This is a genomic window from Clavibacter sp. CT19 (assembly GCF_027858075.1).
Classification (GTDB): domain Bacteria; phylum Actinomycetota; class Actinomycetes; order Actinomycetales; family Microbacteriaceae; genus Clavibacter; species Clavibacter tessellarius_A.
The window spans coordinates 224,572-243,606 of record NZ_JAQHYR010000001.1 but is presented as its reverse complement, the minus strand read 5'-3'; the positions used below and the strand labels follow the sequence as shown (position 1 = coordinate 243,606).

The 19,035-nt window shown below is 72.9% G+C and carries 17 protein-coding genes and 1 tRNA gene; 6 read left to right on the top strand and 12 right to left on the bottom strand.

The window, feature by feature from the left end; translation table 11 throughout:
• Positions 1-11: 11 nt before the first annotated feature.
• On the bottom strand, positions 12-1,394 hold the full coding sequence (locus tag PED38_RS01050; RefSeq protein ID WP_063072816.1) for a glucose-6-phosphate dehydrogenase: 1,383 nt from the start codon (positions 1,392-1,394) through the stop codon (positions 12-14).
• Positions 1,395-1,451: 57 nt separating this feature from the next.
• Between PED38_RS01050 and PED38_RS01045 the strand changes: the two genes are divergently transcribed.
• Positions 1,452-3,317 carry a glycoside hydrolase family 15 protein gene (locus PED38_RS01045; protein ID WP_270979203.1) on the top strand — a complete coding sequence of 622 codons (1,866 nt, stop codon included), beginning with the start codon at positions 1,452-1,454 and terminating at the stop codon, positions 3,315-3,317.
• Positions 3,318-3,365: 48 nt separating this feature from the next.
• Here the strand turns inward: PED38_RS01045 and PED38_RS01040 are convergent, their stop codons facing one another.
• Positions 3,366-4,187, bottom strand: coding sequence for an alpha/beta fold hydrolase (locus PED38_RS01040; protein WP_270979201.1), 822 nt, complete (start codon positions 4,185-4,187; stop codon positions 3,366-3,368).
• Between the two features lie 112 nt (positions 4,188-4,299).
• Positions 4,300-4,512, bottom strand: a complete 213-nt coding sequence (locus PED38_RS01035; RefSeq protein ID WP_270979200.1) for a hypothetical protein — start codon at positions 4,510-4,512, stop codon at positions 4,300-4,302.
• Positions 4,513-4,695: 183 nt separating this feature from the next.
• On the opposite strand from PED38_RS01035, the gene PED38_RS01030 reads away from it, so the two are divergent.
• Complete coding sequence (locus tag PED38_RS01030; RefSeq protein ID WP_270979199.1) at positions 4,696-5,118, top strand: MarR family winged helix-turn-helix transcriptional regulator; 423 nt, start codon at positions 4,696-4,698, stop codon at positions 5,116-5,118.
• Complete coding sequence (locus PED38_RS01025) at positions 5,115-6,443, top strand: MFS transporter (RefSeq protein WP_270979197.1); 1,329 nt, start codon at positions 5,115-5,117, stop codon at positions 6,441-6,443. Before PED38_RS01030 ends, PED38_RS01025 begins: the two co-directional genes overlap by 4 nt.
• An 18-nt stretch (positions 6,444-6,461) precedes the next feature.
• Here PED38_RS01025 and PED38_RS01020 read toward each other — a convergent pair whose 3' ends face one another.
• Positions 6,462-7,040 (bottom strand): hypothetical protein, encoded by a 579-nt coding sequence (locus PED38_RS01020; protein WP_270979196.1) that lies wholly within the window; start codon positions 7,038-7,040, stop codon positions 6,462-6,464.
• Between the two features lie 96 nt (positions 7,041-7,136).
• Between PED38_RS01020 and PED38_RS01015 the strand changes: the two genes are divergently transcribed.
• A complete protein-coding gene (locus PED38_RS01015; RefSeq protein WP_270979194.1) occupies positions 7,137-8,675 on the top strand; it encodes an amino acid permease in 1,539 nt (512 codons plus the stop codon).
• A gap of 10 nt (positions 8,676-8,685) precedes the next feature.
• Here the strand turns inward: PED38_RS01015 and PED38_RS01010 are convergent, their stop codons facing one another.
• The 7 genes from PED38_RS01010 to PED38_RS00980 form a co-directional block, all read right to left on the bottom strand.
• Complete coding sequence (locus tag PED38_RS01010) at positions 8,686-9,156, bottom strand: hypothetical protein (protein WP_270979193.1); 471 nt, start codon at positions 9,154-9,156, stop codon at positions 8,686-8,688.
• A gap of 169 nt (positions 9,157-9,325) precedes the next feature.
• On the bottom strand, positions 9,326-10,060 hold the full coding sequence (locus PED38_RS01005) for an HNH endonuclease family protein (RefSeq protein WP_333720429.1): 735 nt from the start codon (positions 10,058-10,060) through the stop codon (positions 9,326-9,328).
• Between the two features lie 247 nt (positions 10,061-10,307).
• Positions 10,308-10,538: a hypothetical protein gene (locus PED38_RS01000; RefSeq protein WP_270979188.1), complete on the bottom strand. Its 231-nt coding sequence runs from the start codon at positions 10,536-10,538 to the stop codon at positions 10,308-10,310.
• Positions 10,539-10,688: 150 nt separating this feature from the next.
• Entirely contained in the window at positions 10,689-11,183 is a 495-nt protein-coding gene (locus PED38_RS00995) for a CarD family transcriptional regulator (protein ID WP_012298114.1), read from the bottom strand.
• 260 nt (positions 11,184-11,443) lie between these two features.
• Positions 11,444-11,938, bottom strand: coding sequence for a discoidin domain-containing protein (locus PED38_RS00990; RefSeq protein WP_270979186.1), 495 nt, complete (start codon positions 11,936-11,938; stop codon positions 11,444-11,446).
• A 75-nt stretch (positions 11,939-12,013) separates the two neighbouring features.
• Positions 12,014-16,852 (bottom strand): glycosyl hydrolase, encoded by a 4,839-nt coding sequence (locus tag PED38_RS00985; protein WP_270979185.1) that lies wholly within the window; start codon positions 16,850-16,852, stop codon positions 12,014-12,016.
• Between the two features lie 478 nt (positions 16,853-17,330).
• Positions 17,331-17,406: transfer RNA gene (locus PED38_RS00980), tRNA-Lys, on the bottom strand.
• Between the two features lie 152 nt (positions 17,407-17,558).
• On the opposite strand from PED38_RS00980, the gene bcp reads away from it, so the two are divergent.
• Positions 17,559-18,038: a thioredoxin-dependent thiol peroxidase gene (bcp, locus tag PED38_RS00975; RefSeq protein ID WP_063071333.1), complete on the top strand. Its 480-nt coding sequence runs from the start codon at positions 17,559-17,561 to the stop codon at positions 18,036-18,038.
• A 27-nt stretch (positions 18,039-18,065) separates the two neighbouring features.
• Here bcp and PED38_RS00970 read toward each other — a convergent pair whose 3' ends face one another.
• Entirely contained in the window at positions 18,066-18,497 is a 432-nt protein-coding gene (locus tag PED38_RS00970) for a hypothetical protein (RefSeq protein ID WP_063071332.1), read from the bottom strand.
• Between the two features lie 246 nt (positions 18,498-18,743).
• On the opposite strand from PED38_RS00970, the gene PED38_RS00965 reads away from it, so the two are divergent.
• Positions 18,744-18,992, top strand: a complete 249-nt coding sequence (locus PED38_RS00965; RefSeq protein ID WP_012037746.1) for a WhiB family transcriptional regulator — start codon at positions 18,744-18,746, stop codon at positions 18,990-18,992.
• Positions 18,993-19,035: the final 43 nt, after the last annotated feature.

The window sequence follows — 19,035 nt, the reverse complement described above, 5'->3', positions numbered from 1 at the left end:
TCGGCGACAGCTCAGCCCCTCGGGGCCACCTGCGGCCCGTCCCACGGCCCCGCGGATCCGGCCGGGTACTCCTCGAGCGGCACGTCGCCCGCGCGCCAGGCGGCGATCACCGGCTCGACGATGCGCCAGCACTCCTCGGCCGTGTCGCCGCGCACCGAGAGGCTCTCGTCCTCCGAGATGATCCCGTCGATCACCTGGCCGTACGGCGGCAGGTCGCCCGCGTCGAACGCGGTCACGAGCTCGGCCCGGTCGATGACGTCGGGGTCGGCCGGCCCGTTGACGTTGAGCTCCAGGTGCAGCTCGTCGGGCGCGAGGAGGATCCGGATGCGGTCCGGCTCCCCCGCGCCCGAGAGACCCGTGGGCACGTGCGGCGCGGGCTGGAAGGTCACGACGATCTCGCGGCGGTGGTCCCGCATCGCCTTGCCGGAGCGGAGGCGGAAGGGCACGCCGGCCCAGCGCCAGTTCGCGATCTCGACCGTCAGCTCGGCGAGCGTCTCCGTGCCGCGCGACGGATCCACACCCTCCTCGTCGGCGTAGGCCGGCAGCTCGCGGCCCTCCACGTCGCCCGCGGAGTAGCGGGCCCGGCGGGAGGAGGCGACCGGGTCGCCGCCGAAGGGCCGGGTGGCCCGGAGCACGAGCGCCTTCTGGTCGCGGATGTCGCGCGCGTCCGTCGTGGCCGGCGGCTCCATCGCGAACACGGCCATGACCTGCAGCAGGTGGCTCTGGATCATGTCGGTGAGGGCGCCCGCGGTGTCGTAGTAGCGGGCGCGGCCCTCGAGCGCGAGCTGCTCGTCGTAGACGATCTCGACGCTCGCGATGTGCTGCGCGTTCCACACCGGCTCGAGCAGCCGGTTCGCGAAGCGCAGCCCGAGGAGGTTCCGCACGGTGGAGCGGCCGAGGAAGTGGTCCACCCGGTGCGTGCGCTCCTCGGGCACGAGCGTCGCGAGCAGCCGGTTGAGCGCCTGGGCGCTCGCGAGGTCGGTGCCGAACGGCTTCTCCAGCGAGAGCGACGTGCCCGCGGGCAGCGTCATGCCGGTCATGGCCTCGCACGCCCTCTCGGTGACCGCCGGCGGCAGCGCGAAGTAGACGGCCGGGGCCGCATCGCACGCCGCGAACAGGCGCTCGAGGTCGGCCTGGGCGGTGACGTCGGCCGAGAGGTAGGTCGTGCCCGCCAGCACGCGGTCGACCGCCGGGCCCTCCGCGCCGAGCGAGGCGAACGAGGTGCGGACGACGTCGCGCCAGCGGTCGTCGTCCCAGTCCTCCGTGCCCGCGCCGACGAGCTGCAGGTCGAGGTCGGGCCGGTGCGCGAGGAGCTCGCCGAGGCCGGGGAGGAGGAGGCGCGCGGAGAGGTCGCCGCTGGCGCCGAGGATGAGGAGCGTGGAGGTCGCGGGCATGCGGCCAGGGTACGCGGGGCGGACGGGATCGACAGGCGGCACATGGGACGATGGGCCATGGCCATGCGCATCGAGGACTACGCACTCATCGGGGACTGCCACACGGGAGCGCTGGTCGGGCGGGACGGCTCCATCGACTGGCTGTGCCTGCCGCGCTTCGACTCCGCGTCCATGTTCGGGGCGCTCCTCGGCACGGACGAGCACGGGTCCTGGCGCCTCGCCCCCGCGCACCCCGAGGCCTCGGTCTCGATGCGCACCTACCTCGGCAACACCTTCGTGCTCTGGACCCGGTGGGAGACGCCCGAGGGCGCCGTCGAGGTCACCGACTTCATGTCGATGGGCAACCGCCGGGCCGACGTCGTGCGACGCGTCCGCGGCATCAGCGGCACCGTCCGCATGCAGGGAGACCTCCGCCTGCGCTTCGGCTACGCGACCGCGCTGCCGTGGATCCGCAAGCTCGACGACGGCGACCCGCGCCTCGTCGCCGTGGCCGGTCCCGACGCGGTCGTCGTCCGCGGCCCCGAGCTCACCGCCACGAACCACCACCACGGCGTGGGCTTCGAGGTGCGGGCCGGCGAGACCGTCGACCTCACGCTCACCTGGTACCCCTCGCACCGCAGCGAGCCGCCCGCCTTCGACGTCGACGCCGCGCTCGAGCACACGACCGAGTGGTGGGAGAGCTGGGCGAGCTCCATCGAGCACGCCGGCCCGCACCAGGCCGCGGTCCGCCGATCCCTCCTCGTGCTCCGCGCGCTCACCCACGAGGACACCGGCGGCATCGTCGCCGCCGCGACCACGAGCCTCCCCGAGCAGTTCGGCGGCCCGCGGAACTGGGACTACCGCTACGTGTGGCTGCGCGACGCGTCCCTCACCCTCGAGGTGCTGCTCGCGCACGGCTTCGACGACGAGGCCGACGAGTGGCGCACGTGGCTCCTGCGGGCGATCGCCGGGGATCCGGGCGACGTGCAGATCATGTACGGGCTGAGCGGCGAGCGCTACCTCCCCGAGCGCGACCTGGAGAGCCTGCCGGGCTACGAGGGCTCCGGCCCCGTGCGCGTCGGCAACGGCGCGTTCGAGCAGTACCAGGCCGACGTCATCGGCGAGGTGATGATGGCGCTCCAGGCCGCGCGCGATGCGGGCGTCGGCGAGACCGAGTTCTCGTGGCCCCTGCAGCGCGCCCTCATCGGCTACGTCGAGGAGAACTGGGAGCGGCAGGACAGCGGCATCTGGGAGATCCGCGGCGCCGAGCAGCACTTCACGCACTCGCGCGCGATGATCTGGGCCGCGCTCGACGCGGCCGTGCAGGGCGTCGAGCGGCACGGCCTCGACGGACCGGTGGAGCAGTGGCGCACGCTGCGCGACCGGGTGCGCGACGAGATCCTCGACCGGGGCGTGGATCCCGCCACCGGCGCCTTCCGCCAGCACTACGGCACGACCGAGGTCGACGCGTCGCTGCTGATCCTCGCCCAGGCCGGGTTCTGCGCCTACGACGATCCGCACATGCTCGCCACGGTCGACGCGATGGAGCGGACCCTCATGCACGAGGGCTTCCTGCTCCGCTACGACACGAGCGCGGGCGTCGACGGCCTGCCCGCGGGCGAGAACCCGTTCCTCGCGTGCTCGTTCTGGCTCGTCGAGCAGTACGCGCGCTCGGGCCGGGAGGCCGACGGGCGCGAGCTCATGGAGCGGCTCGTCGGGCTCAGCAACGACGTGGGGCTCCTGTCGGAGGAGTACGACCCCGTCCAGCGTCGCCAGGCGGGCAACGTGCCGCAGGCCCTGTCGCACCTGGCGCTCGTGCGCGCCGCGGACGCCCTGGAGGCCGCCGCGGCGGCGCACCCCGACGAGCTCGACCGCGCGCACCAGGCGGGCAACGCCGCGCTCGCGCACGCGGAGGCCGCGCGCGGAGCCGAGCCGGCCGCCTGATCCGCCGACCGGCGGGCGGTCGACCGCCGGGCGGGTCGACCTCGCGGTCTACGCGATGGATGCGAGGAAGCGCGCGACCGCGGGCAGCGCGTCCGGGTGGCGCGGCGTGTCCGCGTGGGTCGCGCCGTCGAGCTCGACGAGCGGCGCGTCCGGGCGGAGCGCGTGCACGTGGTGCGCGGCCCGGAGGCGCTCCGGATCGCGCGTGCCCGCCACGAGGAGCAGCGGCACGGCGGATCCCGCGACCACCGCGTCCGGCACCCCCGCGTCCCGCTCCGACTCGCGCATGTAGGCGGCGAGCGCCCGGGCGTCGTCGGCGAGGAAGGCCCCGCGCGTCGCGGCGTCGACCGGGTGCCCGCTGTGGCGCTCCCACGCGTCGAGGAACCCCGGCATCCCGCCCGCCTCCAGTGCCTCGATGCAGCCCGGGAAGAACACGCGGTCGAAGACGCCGACGCCGCTGCGCGGGGATCCGCCGAGGCTGGAGGTGGAGAGCAGCCGCTCCGGGTGCGCGGCGGCGAGCGAGAAGCCGACGCGGGCGCCGAGGCTGTAACCCACGTGGTGGACGGCGTCGACGCCCGCCGCGTCGAGCACGGCCACGACGTCGGCGACCATGAGGTCCATCGCGTAGGCGGCGGGCTCGTGCGGCGTGCCGCTGCGGCCGTGCCCGCGGAGGTCGAGCGTGATCACGGGACGCTCGGGCGACAGGCCGCGCACCCAGCCGAAGCCGCGCCAGATCGCCTGCGAGAGGGCCGTCCCGTGGACGAGCGCGACGGGCGCGTGCGCCGGGTCGCGCGGATCCTCGTCGCCGGGCCGGGCGCCGAACACCCGGTAGGCGATGCGCGTGCCGTCGAGGGGATTGGTCGCGGTGTCCACGGGGATCCAGGCTACGCGGACGCCGTGCCGCTCCCGCGCGGGCCGGCCACGTGGACGGAGCGCCCGACCGATCCCGCGGGAGCGGTCGGGCGCGGCGACACGGGCGGGCGGATCAGGCCGTCGCGTCCGCACCGTCCTCGTCGGTGCGGTGCGGGGTGTCCTCCTCGGGCTCGAAGTGGTCGTTCCCGCCGTCGTGCCCGGCCGCGACGCCGGTGGCGCCCGCCGGGATCGTGCCCTCGCCGCCGAGCCCCGCCCCGTCGTCGGGCGTCGCGTCGCCGGTCGTCGCGTCGTCGTGCGCGTGCTCCGTGCCGTCGTGGTGCGTCATGCGTGCCTCCTCTGGTCCCGCGGCGGGCGCCCGCGTCGTCGCGGGCGCCGCGTGCCGCGGCGTGGTCCCATCCTGCCCGGACGGACCCGCGTCGCCCCCGGTCGTGTCCGGATCGCCCCTCCTCGCAGGATCCCGTCATCCCGCGTCGTTTCGTTAGCGTGTCTAATGAGCTAGCCTAAGCAGGTGCCCGACTCCCCCGACCTCAGCCAGAGCCTCCGCGCCGGCGTGATGCGCCTCTCGCGCCGCCTGCGCGCCGAGAAGGCCGACCACGAGCTCGGCGACAGCCAGTTCGTGGTGCTCGCCCTCCTCCTCCGCGACGGGCCCGCGAGTCCCGGCCGCCTCGCCGAGATCGAGCGCGTGTCCGCGCCGAGCATGAACCGCACGGTGAACTGCCTCGTGTCGGCCGGCTACGCGGAGCGCTCCCCCGCGCCGGACGACGGCCGGCGCGTCACCGTCTCCGTCACCGACGAGGGCCGCCGCGTCGTGCAGGAGACCCGCCGCCAGCGGAGCGCCTGGCTGTCCCTCCGCCTCGCCGAGCTCACGGCCGAGGAGCGCGCCACGCTCGCCGACGCCGCCGTCCTCCTCGGCCGGATGGCCTCCGCGTGAGCGCCGTCTTCCGCAGCCTCCGCGCGCCGAACTACCGCATCTGGTTCGCGGGCGCCCTCGTCTCCAACGTCGGCACGTGGATGCAGCGCACCGCCCAGGACTGGATCGTCCTCACCGAGCTCACCCGCTACGACGCCACCGCGGTCGGCATCGTCATGGCCCTCCAGTTCGGCCCGATGCTGCTGCTCTCCCCCTACGCCGGCCTCATCGCCGACCGCTACGACAAGCGCCGCGTGCTCATGATCACGCAGGGCTCCATGGCGGTCCTCGGGCTGGGCCTCGGCCTCATCGTGCTCTCCGGTCGCGCCGAGCTCTGGCACGTGTACCTCTTCGCCCTCCTCCTCGGGATCGCGTCCGCGCTCGACGCACCCGCCCGGCAGTCCTTCGTCTCCGAGCTCGTCTCCGACGACGACCTCTCCAACGCCGTCGCCCTCAACTCGGCGTCGTTCAGCGCCGCGCGGATGATCGGCCCGGCCGTCGCGGGCGTCCTCATCGCCGGGGTCGGGACCGGCTGGGTGTTCCTCATCAACGCCGTGAGCTTCATCGCGGTGCTGTTCGCCCTCACGCGCCTCCGCGTCGGCGAGCTCCGCCGCCCCGAGCGCGTCGCCCGGTCCCGCGGCCAGCTGCGCGAGGGCTTCCGCTACATCGGCGGGCGTCCCGACATCATGGTGATCCTCGTGATCGTCTTCCTCGTCGGCGCCTTCGGCTACAACTTCCCGATCTTCACCTCCACCATGGCGAGCGTCGAGTTCGGCAAGGGCGCGACGGAGTTCGGCCTCCTGTCGTCGAGCCTCGCGGTGGGATCCGTCGCGGGCGCGCTCCTGTCGGCCCGCCGCGAGCGGCCCCGCATCCGCCTCGTCTTCGTCGGCGCCGCGCTCTTCGGCATCGCGACGGCGCTGGCCGCGATCGCGCCCACGTACCTGCTCTTCGCGGGCGCCCTCGTGATCGTCGGCGTCGTCTCGCAGACCCTCATGACGAGCGCGAACAGCACGGTGCAGCTCACCGTCGAGCCGCGCATGCGGGGCCGTGTGATGGCGGTCTACATGGCGATCTTCGTGGGCGGCACCCCGCTCGGCGCCCCGGTCGTCGGCTGGGTCGCCAACACGTGGGGCCCGCGCACGGCGCTCATGGTGGGCGCGGCGTCCGGCCTCGTCTCCGCGGTCATCGCGATCGCGTGGCTGGTCCTGCACCGGCACCTGCGCATCTCGTACCGGATCCGCCGCACGCCGCACCTCCTCGTCACGCACGACGGCGACGGTCGCGACCGCCGCGAGGACGCGCGCGAGGACATCGAGGCGGACGAGGCCGTCGCCCGGCGCACCTAGGGGCTCCGGCGCGGGACGCTAGGGCGCGGGCGACGGCGACGTCGTCGGCGGCACGTAGCCGACGTCGTCGAGGCAGTAGTCGAGGAACGCGCCGACCGACCGGAGGTACTGCCCGGTGTCGAGCGACGCGCCGTCGGTGTCGGCGCCCGAGCGCAGCGCGTCGAGCTGGTCGACGATGGTCGAGAACGCGGATACCAGCGGCTTCATGTTCTCCGGCGCCATGCCGGCGAGCGAGGCGTCGCCCTGCTTCACGCGATCGAGGATCGTCGGGTCGACCGGCTTCCCGTCGCCGAGCGCCTGCACGAGCTTCGTGGAGTCGGGCAGCACCTGCGCCAGCGTGGAGCACGTGGCGAGCTCCGCCTCGGTGGGCGGGCCGGGCGCGCGGGTGACGGTCGGATCCGGGGCGGGCGAGCCCGTCACGCCGGCGCCCGCGTCGGCGCCTGCGTCCGCTCCCGCGGTCGGGCTCGCCGCGGGGGTCGCCGTGCCCTGCGCTCCGGGATCCGCGGTGCAGCCGGCCACGAGCAGCACGCCCGCGACCGCGGCGAGCGCCGCCGTCCGCGACCGCATCCGTCGTCGGGAGCCGTCCATGCGTGCCATCCGCGCCTCCTCGGCGTCTATCACAGGTGATGCACCCCGCGGAAGTCGATCGACGCGGGTGTCAGGGCGAATGCCCCGGACCACTACCGTATTCGGATGACACGAAGCGAGAGCGACCGCAGCACCGTCCCGCCCGATCCCGGTCCCGGGTTCGTGGCCCAGGACTTCAGCCACGAGCAGGAGGGCTACCAGCACGGCCTCAAGCCCCGCCAGCTCCAGATGATCGCCATCGGCGGCGCGATCGGCACGGGCCTGTTCCTCGGTGCCGGCGGCCGCCTCGCCTCCGCGGGCCCCGCCCTCGCCATCGTGTTCCTCATCTGCGGCGTCTTCGCCTTCTTCATCCTGCGCGCGCTCGGCGAGCTCGTGCTGCACCGTCCGAGCTCCGGCTCGTTCATCTCCTACGCCCGCGAGTTCTACGGCGAGAAGTTCGCCTACGCCGCCGGGTGGATGTACTTCCTCAACTGGGCGACCACCGCCATCGTCGACGTCACGGCCGTCGCCCTCTACATGCACTACTGGTCCGCGTTCACGGCGGCGCCCCAGTGGCTCCTCGCCCTCATCGCCCTCGTCATCGTGCTCATGCTCAACCTGGTCGCCGTGAAGGTCTTCGGCGAGATGGAGTTCTGGTTCGCGCTCGTGAAGGTCGCGGCCCTCGTGATCTTCCTGGTCGTCGGCATCGTCTGGCTCGCCTGGAGCTTCCCCGTCACGGTCGGCGGCGCCGAGGTGCAGACCGGCTGGACCGTGCTGCAGCAGAACGGCGGCGTCTTCCCGCAGGGCCTCGTCCCGGTCGTGCTCGTCGTGCAGGGCGTCGTCTTCGCCTACGCGGCGATCGAGCTCGTGGGCACCGCGAGCGGCGAGACGCAGGACGTGGAGCGAGTCATCCCCCGCGCCATCAACTCGGTCGTCTTCCGCATCGCGATCTTCTACGTCGGATCCGTCGTGCTGCTCTCGCTGCTGCTCCCGTACACGGCGTACAGCGCCGACCAGAGCCCGTTCGTCACGTTCTTCTCCAGCCTCGGCTCCCCGCAGGTCGGCGCGATCGCCGGCTCGGTGATGAACTTCGTGGTCCTCACCGCCGCCATGTCGAGCCTCAACGCGGGCCTCTACAGCACCGGCCGCGTGCTGCACTCCATGGGCATGGCGGGCTCCGCCCCGAAGTTCACGACCGTCATGACCAAGGGCGGGGTGCCGTTCGGCGGGATCCTGCTCACCGGCTCCATCACGCTGCTCGGCGTGGGCCTCAACGCCCTGGTGCCGAAGCAGGCCTTCGAGATCGTGCTGAACGTCGCCGCCCTCGGCATCGTCGCGGGCTGGGGCACGATCATCCTCTGCCAGATGCGCCTGCGCACCTGGGCGAAGCAGGGCAAGGCCAAGGAGCCGACGTTCCGCATGCCGGGCGCGCCCGTCACCTCGTGGCTGACGCTCGCGTTCCTCGTGAGCGTGCTCGTGCTGATGGCGATCGACTGGCCGATCGGCACGCTCACGGTCGCGTCCCTCGTGATCATCATCCCGCTGCTGGTCGTCGGCTGGTACCTGCAGCGCGACCGGATCCTCGAGATCGCCCGCCTCCGCGAGGGCGTCACCGGCCCGTTCCCCATCACGGGGCGCGACGCCGCGAACCAGCGCACGCGCTGACGCGCTCCGCTCAGCGCGTCCCGACGCCGCCGTCCCCCGCCCCGGGGGCGGCGGCGTCGTCGTGTGCCGGGGCGTCAGGCGCGGCGTCACGGTCCGTGTCCGTCGCGACGGCCTCATCGTGCTCGTCGGGGCGACCGTCGGCCGAGGATCTCCCGCCGCGTCCCGCCGGCTGCAGCGGATCCGGGCGCAGCCGCGCGGAGAACGCCAGGAGCTCGCGGTCGTGCTGCACGACCCAGGCGACCGCGGCGTTGAGGGACGTGCGTCGCGCGACCCACACCCGCAGGCCGTCGGCTCCGAGCCCGCACGCGTACACCTCGTAGGAGAAGGGATCCGCGAGGTCGGCGCGGAGACGCAGGACCCAGCCGAGCGCCGGCCCGTCACCCACGCGCACGAGCCACGCGCCCCGCACGGGATGCGCGTGCGGGTGCTCCGGCACCGGGCTGATGGCCCCGCTCGCGTCGCCGCTCTGCTTGCTCCACATGCGGATCCCCTCGGCATCGCCCGCCGCCGACCGGCTGGCCGCGGCGACGCCCGGCCGCGTCGTCCCGAGCGTACGCGCGAGCACCGACGCCGCTGGGCTCGGCCACCGGATCGGGGCGTGGACGCGCGCCCGACCGAGACGGCGACGGGCACGTACGCGACCGCCCGCGTCACGAGCACGCGCCGAGCACGCGGTCGATCGCCGCCCGGTCCTGGTCGTCGATGCTCAGCCGGTACCGGCTGACGACGAACGCGAAGCGCGTGACGTACAGGCACCGGTACGCGGTGTCGGGCGGCAGCCAGGTGGCGGGACCCTGGTCCGACTTCTCCTGGTTGGTGGGGCCGTCGACCGCCTGCAGCTCGTCGAGGTCCGTGGCCAACCGCTCCCGTCGGGCATCCGACCAGGCCCACGCGCCGTGCTGCCACGCCCAGGAGAGCGGGACGAAGTGGTCGATCTGCACCGCGGCGCTCGTGCGCGCACCGCGGACGAAGTCGATGCCGCGGCCCGTGTAGACGTCGTGCAGGTGCCCCGAGACCACCGTGCACGCATCGGAGGCCGAGACCCGCACGTCGACGAGGTCGCGGGAGAGGACGTCGTCCCGCTGGTCGCAGCCGTTGCCGTCGGCGTCGGCCCACGCGGGGCCGAACGCGTCCCGGTCGTATCGCGGGTCCCGCACGTGCGGATCCGGGTCGAGCGCGTCGGTCATGGCGCGCACGGCGGCCACGTCGATCCGCCCGTCGCGGACGAGGCCCGCTCGGGCCAGGACATCCACGACGGCGCCGTCGTCCACCTCCGCCGACAGCGGTCCGCCGTCCCCGTCCGGCCCGGACGCGGCCTGCCGCATCCCCACCACCACCGAGACGACCACGATGACCGCGGCGATGCCCGCGAGCAGCGGACGCATCGCCCGTCGTCCCCTCGCGCGGCGCAGCGGCCACCGCGGCCGCTCCCCGCGTCGCATGCCGCCGCCCATCGCTCCCCCGTCCCGAGCTCCCGGGATACCGGATGGAGCGCGCGCCCGATGTCGCACCGTCGTGGGGAGCGGACGGTCAGCAGGACCGACGACTGGGGAGGGCGCGGTGAGGGCGCTTCCCGCTCGCCCGCCTCACCCTCGCGAGGCGGAGGCGGAGGCGGCGGCGGGAGCGACCGGATCAGATCAGGGCGCGTGCCGCGGAGGCGATCCCGACGAGCTCCCCGAGCGACGACGGGCCGGGCGTGTTCTGCCCCGCGGTCGCGAGGCGCACGAGGGCGAACGCGACGATGGCGACGACGACGAGCGCCGCGATGACGAAGATCCACACCTTGAGCCCACGCCCGGCCGGCTGCAGCGGGTTCTGCTCGAGGGGGCCGTCGTGGTCGGGTCGTTCGGGGTGATCGCGCATGATCGCACCCTACGCCGGTGCCCGGACGGCTGACGGGCCCGGCGGGATCCGGCCACCGACACGACCGGGGATCGTCCGGATGCGCCGACGGGCGGCCCCTCGCGTGGAGGGACCGCCCGTCGGCGTGCGCGCGCCCGAGGGCGCGTCGGGTCAGGCGGAGATGCTCTGCGCGAGGACGCCGTCGAGCACGACGGAGGCCTCCTCGTCGGTGGACTTCTGCGCGAGGGCGAGCTCCGAGACGAGGATCTGGCGGGCCTTCGCCAGCATCCGCTTCTCGCCGGCCGAGACGCCCGAGTCCTGGTCGCGGCGCCAGAGGTCGCGCACGACCTCGCTGACGCGGCGGACGTCGCCGGAGCCCATCTTCTCGGTGTTGGCCTTGAAGCGGCGCGACCAGTTGCCGGCCTCCTCCTCCACGTCGCCGCGGAGCACGTCGAAGACGGCCTCCACGCCGGAGCTGTCGATCACGTCGCGCAGCCCGACGAGCTCGGCGTTGTCGACGGGCACGTCGATGACGAGCTCGCTCTGGTGGATCTGGAGGGTGATGTACTTCTTGTCGACCCCCTTGATGGTGCGGGTCTTGACCGCGGTGATCGTGGCTGCGCCGTGGTGGGGGTACACGACGGTCTCCCCTACTTCGAAAATCATGTAGTGCTGTCCTTCGATCCCTCGAGATGTGTGCCGGAGATGTCGCGCACGCGCATGGAGGCCGCGTGGGCGCCGACGTCGCGCGCCATGGCCGTGCCGGGAGGCGATGCCATGGAGCGTGGCCGGTGCACCGAGATCACCGGCCGCCGCGGCGCTCCGCCAGGGGCGTCCGCGGTGATGGTCCGAGACGTATTCTCTCACGGTTCTCCCCCGGCCTCCGACGCGGTCGGCGGGGGTCGGGTGCGCACCCTCGCCTCACGCTAGCGCTCGCGCTCGCGCTCGCGCTCGCGCTCGCGCACCACGATCTCGTAGATCGAGTAGCCGTACGGCGTCGCGCGCTCGAGGCCCCGGACGCGGATGAAGCGGTGCTCGCCCCGCACGTCGAACGTCTCGGTCCCGCCCGCTCCCGCACTCTCGGTGGCGAGCGTCGTGAACGGGCCCTCCGCGGTCGTCGCGCCCTGGATCAGGTACTCGGAGGCGTAGGCGGCCTCCCATCGCACGGCGACCGACGCGACGTCCGACGCCCGCCCGAGGTCGACGGTGATCGACTGGTCGTCGCTCGCCTCGCTCGCCCACCGCGAGGAGGGGTCGCCGTCGACCGCGTTCTCGGCCCTCGTCCCCGGGGCCGCCTCGCTCGTGGCGCTGACCTGCGCACCCTCGGCCTGGTTCCGGGCGACCACGGTGCCGTCGGCGGACCACACCGAGAGGCCGTGCAGCGAGTAGCCGTACGGCGTCGCCCGCTCGACGCCCGTCATCCGCACGAAGCGCGCGCGGGTGTCGAGGGAATGGCTGTCATGCGCTCCGTCGCCGGCGGACTCGGTGACGACCGTCTACCAGTCGTCACCGGCCGCGGCGCGGGTCTGCAGCAGGTAACCGGATCCGTACGCCGCCTCCCAGTCCAGGTCGATGCGCGCGATCGACGCCACGGTGCCGAGGTCGACCTCGATCCAGGCGTCGTCGGTGGCCGCGCTCGACCAGCGCGAGGCCGGCGACGTGTCGACCGCGAACTCGGCGGGGGTGCCCGCGTTCTCGGTGGACGACGCCGTGACGCTCTTGCCGTACGCGACGTCGGCGAGCGCCCCCGGGGTCGGGGTCTCGGGCTGTCCCGGTCCCCCGGCTCCGTTCGCGCGCACCGTCACGGTAGACGAGCCCCGGACGCCGTCGGACTCGGCGGTGACCGGGAACGCCCCGGCGGTCGCGCCCGCGGTGTAGGTGCCGTCGGCGGCGATCGTGCCGCCCTCCGCCGCGAACGATCCGTCGGTCCGGCCGCCGTTGCCCGCGTCGTCGAACGCCCACGCGGCGAACACGACGTCGCGCCCGCTCACGACCGTGGCGTCCTGCGGGGTGACCAGGAGCTCGCTGGCCTCGATCGCGGAGGCCGACGGGGTCCCGGTCACGCCGAGGTCCCAGATCGAGTAGCCGTAGTCGGTGAGGCGCTCGAGCCCGAGGATCCGCACGTACCGGCCGGTGGCATCCACGGATACGTCGTCGGCCGTGGGGGCGGACTTGGACTCCGTCGCCACGGTCCTCCACGGGCCGTCCGCGTCGTCCGCGACCTGGATCTCGTACTCCGCGGCCGCCGCGGTCTCCCAGCCGACGTGCACGGACGAGATGTCGTGCGAGGCTCCGAGGTCGACGCGCAGCCACTGCTCGCCCGCGCCGTGCGCGCTCTCCCAGCGCGTGCTGGACGAGCCGTCGACCGCCGCCTCGGCGGTGTTGGCGCCGTCGGAGGTCGACGCCGAGACGGGCTTGCCCCGCGCGATGTCGACGCCGGGCGGGATCACCGCGACGACCGACGTCCCGGACGCGCCGCCCGCCGAGGCGCGCACGTAGCCGGCGCCCGCGGCACGGGCGCTGAGGACGCCCGCGGCATCGACGCTCGCGTCGGCCGTGGTCTCCCAGCTGACCGGACCGATCCCGATCGGGTCGCCGTACTGGTCGCGACCGGTCGCGGAGAACGGCGTGGTGCCGCCCTCCGTGACGCGCACGAACTCCGGCGACACCGCGAGGGCCGACAGCACGGGACGAGGTGCCACGCGCAGCTCGTAGTCGGCCGTCGTCGACCCAGAGGCGGCGGTGACGGTGACCGGATCCGCGTCCTCCGTGGCCGTGAACGTGCCGTCGGCGTCGATGGCGCCGCCGCCGTCGACGCTCCACCGCAGGTCGTCCATCGGGATGGTCGCGCCGTACTGGTCGTAGCCGACGGCGGTGAACCGGAGGGAGTCGCCGCGCTGCACCGTCTTCGCGGACTCCGGAGCCGTGACGACGATGCGGTCGAGAGCGGCGTCGAGGTGGTGCTGCACCATCGTGTGCGCGGGCACCTGGATGGTGCCGATCACCGCGTCGCCGTCGTAGACGTCGTAGCCGGCCTGCGCGTCGGTGCCGTTGAACACCGCGTAGCTGTAGGCCTTCGTCCGGGCGTCGTAGTACACCTGGCTCGTGGGGTTGGCCACGTGGCGCGTCAGCACCTCGCTGCCGAGCGAGCGGTTGGCCATGGCGTTGTAGTAGACCGCGCCGGCCATCGAGTCGCTCGTGACGACGGGGTCCCCGGTCTTCGCCAGCTCCGCGTGCACGTCGGCGTAGAAGTCCGGGTCGCTCTGCGCGGTCATGCCGAGCACCACGTTGCCGAGCGCATCGCCCATGCGGCTGTAGACGCCGGCCGCCTGCGCGGTGTCGACGCCGCTCTCGTAGCCGGACACGTCGTAGGCGTGCAGGTCCCGCTGCACGTCGGGGTCGGCCCTGTAGTCCGTCGAGAGGTAGTCGAAGAGCGCCCAGCCCGGCGCCCACTCGTCCGGATCCGCGTCCGGGCGATCCGCCGGCGGGGTCGCGGGAGCGAACCCGTCCGGCAGCGAGCCCGGCGTCCAGTGCTCGTCGGGGAAGGCCAGCTGGTCGCCCTCGCCCACCGTGAAGCGGAGCTCCCCGGTCGCGGCGTCGTAGAGCGGGTTCGCCGTCACCTCGGCGCTCGTGTACCCCGGATTGTTGAGGTACGCCTTGCGGACGACATCCTTGAGCGTGTTGACCGAGTCGACGGGGCTCTTCGTGACGGTTCCGCCGTACCAGGTGCCGGTCCCCGCCGCCTGCTTGGCCGCGAGACCGAGGAGGCCCTCGATCTCCTCCTCCGCCCATCGGCCGTTGATCGGGGCCCGCTCGTCGAACATGTCGTCGAGCAGGCTGTTCGAGAAGCCGCGGTCCCACCCGAGGTAGTTCAGCCACGGTCCCGTCGGCATCCACTGGATGCCGTATGTCCACGCCGGGTCGCCGCTGAAGTAGGTGGCGAAGGCCTGTCCGGAGTCCCCGAGGATGCCCGTGGTGCTGTGCACGTACGCCTCGGGGAACACCCCGACACCCGTGCCGTGCGCGGCGTCCGGGTTGCCGTTGTAGTCGAGGTAGTAGTCCATTACCGCGGCGCGCTCGGTGACGTAGCCCATCGCGCCGGTCGCCTGCATCTCGGTGTCGCCGAGCGCCGACCCGAGCAGGAAGAGGCCGGCCCACGACTGGATCGCCTCGGAGCTCGACTCCTGGTTGTTGCCGCCGCCGGAGCTGTAGCCGCCGGCGTAGGAGTGCCCCTCGAACACGTCGAAGGTGCGCAGGTAGGGGAAGTCCTCGTCGTCCCTGTCCCAGTTCGCGTACTGCTTGGCCACGAGGGTGGCCATGGGGCCGTACTCGGCCGCCCACGCGGGGTCCTCGAACGCGAGGAGGCCGGCGGCGAGGGTGAAGTAGCCGTAGTGGAAGTGGTTGTCGGTGAACTCGTGCGATCCGTAGGAGTCGCCGAATCCGATCAGGGCCTTCCAGGTGGCGTACCGCGCGAAGAACCTCTCGTCCTCGCCGGGCGCGTAGGTGAACCAGTCGTCGAGCGCCGTGGTGAGCGAGGCCTTGAGCTTCTCGTACGACGCGGTGTCCCCGATCTGCTTCGCCATCGTCATGTACTCGGCGAGCTGCAGGACGTCCTTGCCGCCCCAGTAGGTGTCGCCGCCGTACTGGGTGCGTTCGGCGTAGCCGCGCACGAAGTCCTGCATCACGGCCACGTCGTAGTCATGGGCGCGCCCGGTCTGCTGCGGCGCGGGAGCCACCGGCGTGATCCCGGTGAAGGGGTGGGTGACCTCCCAGCCGCCGTGCCCGACCGCCGTCCTCATGAGCCCGCGCGGTGTCGCGTAGGTCGCCGGCGCGAAGTCGATGTTCGTGGTCGTGCTGTTGTAGGTGTGGGGCAGCCAGCCCTGGACGGTGTCGAGGTCGGTGCCCTGCAGCGCCTCGGTCTCGATCGCGTAGGTCTCGACCACCTCGCCGCGCTCGACGCTGTACTCGTATTCCATCGTCGTGTCGCGCGGGACCGCGAACGCGTGCGCCGACATGTCGTCGAGGTCGGCGCCGGTCGCCGGGAGGGCGCTGACCACGAGGTGGTCCGCGGCGAGGGTGGCCTCGATCGTGTCACCCGACAGGTCGAACGAGCTGCCGTGGGGCGCGTGTACGCCGAAGGCGCGGTCGTCCTGCGTGATCGTGAAGGCGTCGACCGTCGCGGGGAACCGCAGCGGCGTGCCGTCCGCCGCGGCGAACGTGGCATCGGCGCCCACGGAGATCCGGGGCTCGACGCCCTCGAACTCGAACCAGGTGTACGGCGTGCCGCGGGCGAGGGTGACGTCCATGTACCGGGTCGCGGACTGGGGCATCCGCCAGCTCACGTTCCAGTCCCCCCAGCGGAGCGCGTCGGCCTGCGTGGCGCGGAACGAGGTGCCGAAGCGGTCTCCGAGGCCCTCCGGCACGTCGGTGCGGACGATCTGGTCGACGAGCACGTGCGCCCACCCGGCCGGCATGTCGTCGACGATCTGGATGGTCGCCCTCTGCCCGGCGTGCGCCGTGACGTCCCAGGTGACCCAGCGCAGTCTCTCCGACTGCTCGCCGGTCGCCGACGCGACCGTCTCGCCCTCGATGACGAGGCGCGCTTCGGTGCGCCCGGGGTGGGCCCCGCCGCCCACCAAGAGGCCGATGAAGTCGCGGTCCACGGTGAACTCGGGCGAGGTGAGCGTGCCCATGGCGCCGTCGCCCTTCTCGGAGGTGAACGAGTTGACGAGCCCCTTCCCGAGGTACCCCTCGACGGCGGTCTGGCCCGCGGCCGTCCCCGCCGTCGGGGTGTCGAACGCGTCGCCGGTCGAGGTCCAGCCCGCGGGGAGGGTCGCGTCCTCGAAGCCCGCCATGTCGATGTCCGAGGGGTCGGGCTGCGGCGGCACGCTTCCCTGCACCTGGATCGCCGAGTCGTCGAGCATGGCGGTGCCCTGGTCGTTCCACTCGGTGGGGTACGCGATGCGGGTGCCCCGCTCGGTGTTCGACACGACGAACGGGTCAGCCCAGAGGTTGCCGGAGAACCGGCTCACGAGGAGATCCGACCACCACTCGTTGGTCGGGACCGGCTCGCCGCGCATCGACGGATCGATGTGCAGCTCCTTGTCCACCACCGCGGTCACGTCGTGCCCCGGACGGTCGAGCGACTTCGGAGGCGCCGCTGCGTAGGAGCCGGCGCCCACCGGCACGGGCGTCGACGCGCCGGGGTCCGCTACGACGGCAGCCGTGGCAGCCGGCGCTGCGGGGCTCGCGACGGTGAGGGTGAGCGCGGCCATGGCCACGGTGACGACTGCGGCGCAGGCGCGGAGGCGCAGCGGCGAGGAGGGTCGGATCATCGTTCTCTCTCGGAACGTCGGAGGAGCGGCGGGGAGGGACGCGAGAGCGGGTGCGCACGGCCCGGCGCCGTCGTGACGGAGCGCAGCGTGCATGGCGTCATGGGTCGCAGGAGGCTTCGCCCCCTCCGCCCCGATCCATCTCGCTCGACCGCACGTCGATGCCGAATTAATTCTATTAGCTAGGAAATAGAGTCGTCCCTGCCCAGAACGGGGCTGAAGCCAGCGAGTCGCTCGCTGCGCGCACGTCGGCGACGACGCCCGGTGGACCGATCCGCGTCGCAGGTCGGCCTGCACCGCGTGCGGCGACGCCCACGCCGCCCCCGTCACAGGTCGCGCCGATCAGCGCCCCGCGGTCCGAGCGTTCGCGCCCGGCGCAGGTCGCTCCGGCCGCGGCGTGTCGGAGCCTTTCGGCGACGACGATCGCGTCCGGGAGATCCGGGGTGGGAGGCCCGAGGAGCGACGACCCCGATGGATCTGGTGGTGCACCCCCTCGGACTTGAACCGAGAACCCACTGATTAAGAGTCAGTTGCTCTGCCAATTGAGCTAGAGGTGCAGGTGAGGACCCTGTCGAACGGGGTACCGGACCGAGAGATGACACTAGCACCACGTCGCGGGCGCACGCCAATCGAGGCCGTGGACACTGGGATCGGGGTCCGGCTCACGGCCCTAGCATGGAGGCCGACCCCGCGAACGAGAGGCTCCCCCATGTCCGAGACCACCCGCCTCGAGAAGGGGCAGCCCGCCCCCGACTTCACCCTGCCCGACCAGGACGGCGCGCCCGTCACCCTGTCCGACCTCCGCGGCCAGGACGTCATCGTCTACTTCTATCCCGCGGCCGGCACGCCCGGATGCACCACGCAGGCCTGCGACTTCCGCGACAGCATGGACTCCCTCCAGGGCGCCGGCTACCGCGTGCTCGGCATCTCCAAGGACCCGCAGGAGGACCTCGCGCGATTCCGGGAGGAGCAGGGCCTCGGCTTCACGCTGCTCTCCGACCCCGATCTCGAGGTGCACCGCGCCTATGCCGCGTACGGCGAGAAGTCGCTCTACGGCAAGAAGGTCACGGGCGTGATCCGCTCCACGATCGTCGTCGACGGCGACGGGAACGTCGCGCTCCCCCTGTACAACGTGAAGGCCACGGGGCACGTCGCGTCACTGCGGAAGAAGCTCGGCGTCGACGCCTGAGGCCCGAGGGCGCTGCGTGCCGTGGCTTCAGTAGCGACGGCGCGTGGCGTGCATCACGGAGCGCGTGAACAGCAGGACCAGCACGACCGCCGAGGGGACGATGAGGCCCCATCCCAGGTCCTGACGGGCGTCGGCGCCCTGGAGGCTGCCCACGCCCACGGCGATCTGCAGCACCTGCCAGGTCACGGCCGCGGGGCGGACCCAGCTCCGCCCCTGCAGGATCCCCCGCACGACGGCGGCGAGGAACACCGCGGCGAGGGCCGCCAGGGCGATGAGCGCCACGGCGCTGGCGAGGGAGGACGGCGTCGAGGTCAGCAGGTCGACCACGAGGAGCGCCGTGACCCCGGCCATGGCGAGCGCCTCGAGTCCGATCAGCACCGCCAGCAGCACCACGGCAGGGGATCTCGGGACGGCCGGTTCGGCGTCGCGCGGATCGAGGGCATCACCGGTTCCGGTCACAGCACGTTCCCATACAAAGCTATTGATTGATCGTTGGCTCTATGCGACGATATTCCAGGTCGAGTTCGTTCACAGGGTGGTGAGCAGATCCGGAACCGAGCTTACAAGGAACGCATTCCTGAAGCTGAGCATCTCACGAGGAGGGGCCACGTGCCCCGTCCCGATGCCGATCCCGGACGCCTCGCCCCATCCCCCATCACACGGCTGATCAGCCGCGCAACGAGTAACGACCTGAGGAGCACCCCTATGGATTGGCGTGACAAGGCAGCCTGCCTGACTGTGGACCCCGAGCTGTTCTTCCCCGTGGGGAACACCGGACCGGCCGTCGACCAGATCGACAAGGCCAAGGCCGTCTGCGGCCGCTGCTCCGTCACCGAGATGTGCCTGCAGTACGCCCTCGAGACCGGTCAGGACTCGGGCGTCTGGGGCGGCCTCAGCGAGGACGAGCGCCGCGCGCTCAAGCGCCGCGCCGCGCGCGCACGCCGCGCCAGCTGATCCGATCCACCGCACGACCGACGAGAGCCGGGCAGCCCGAGGG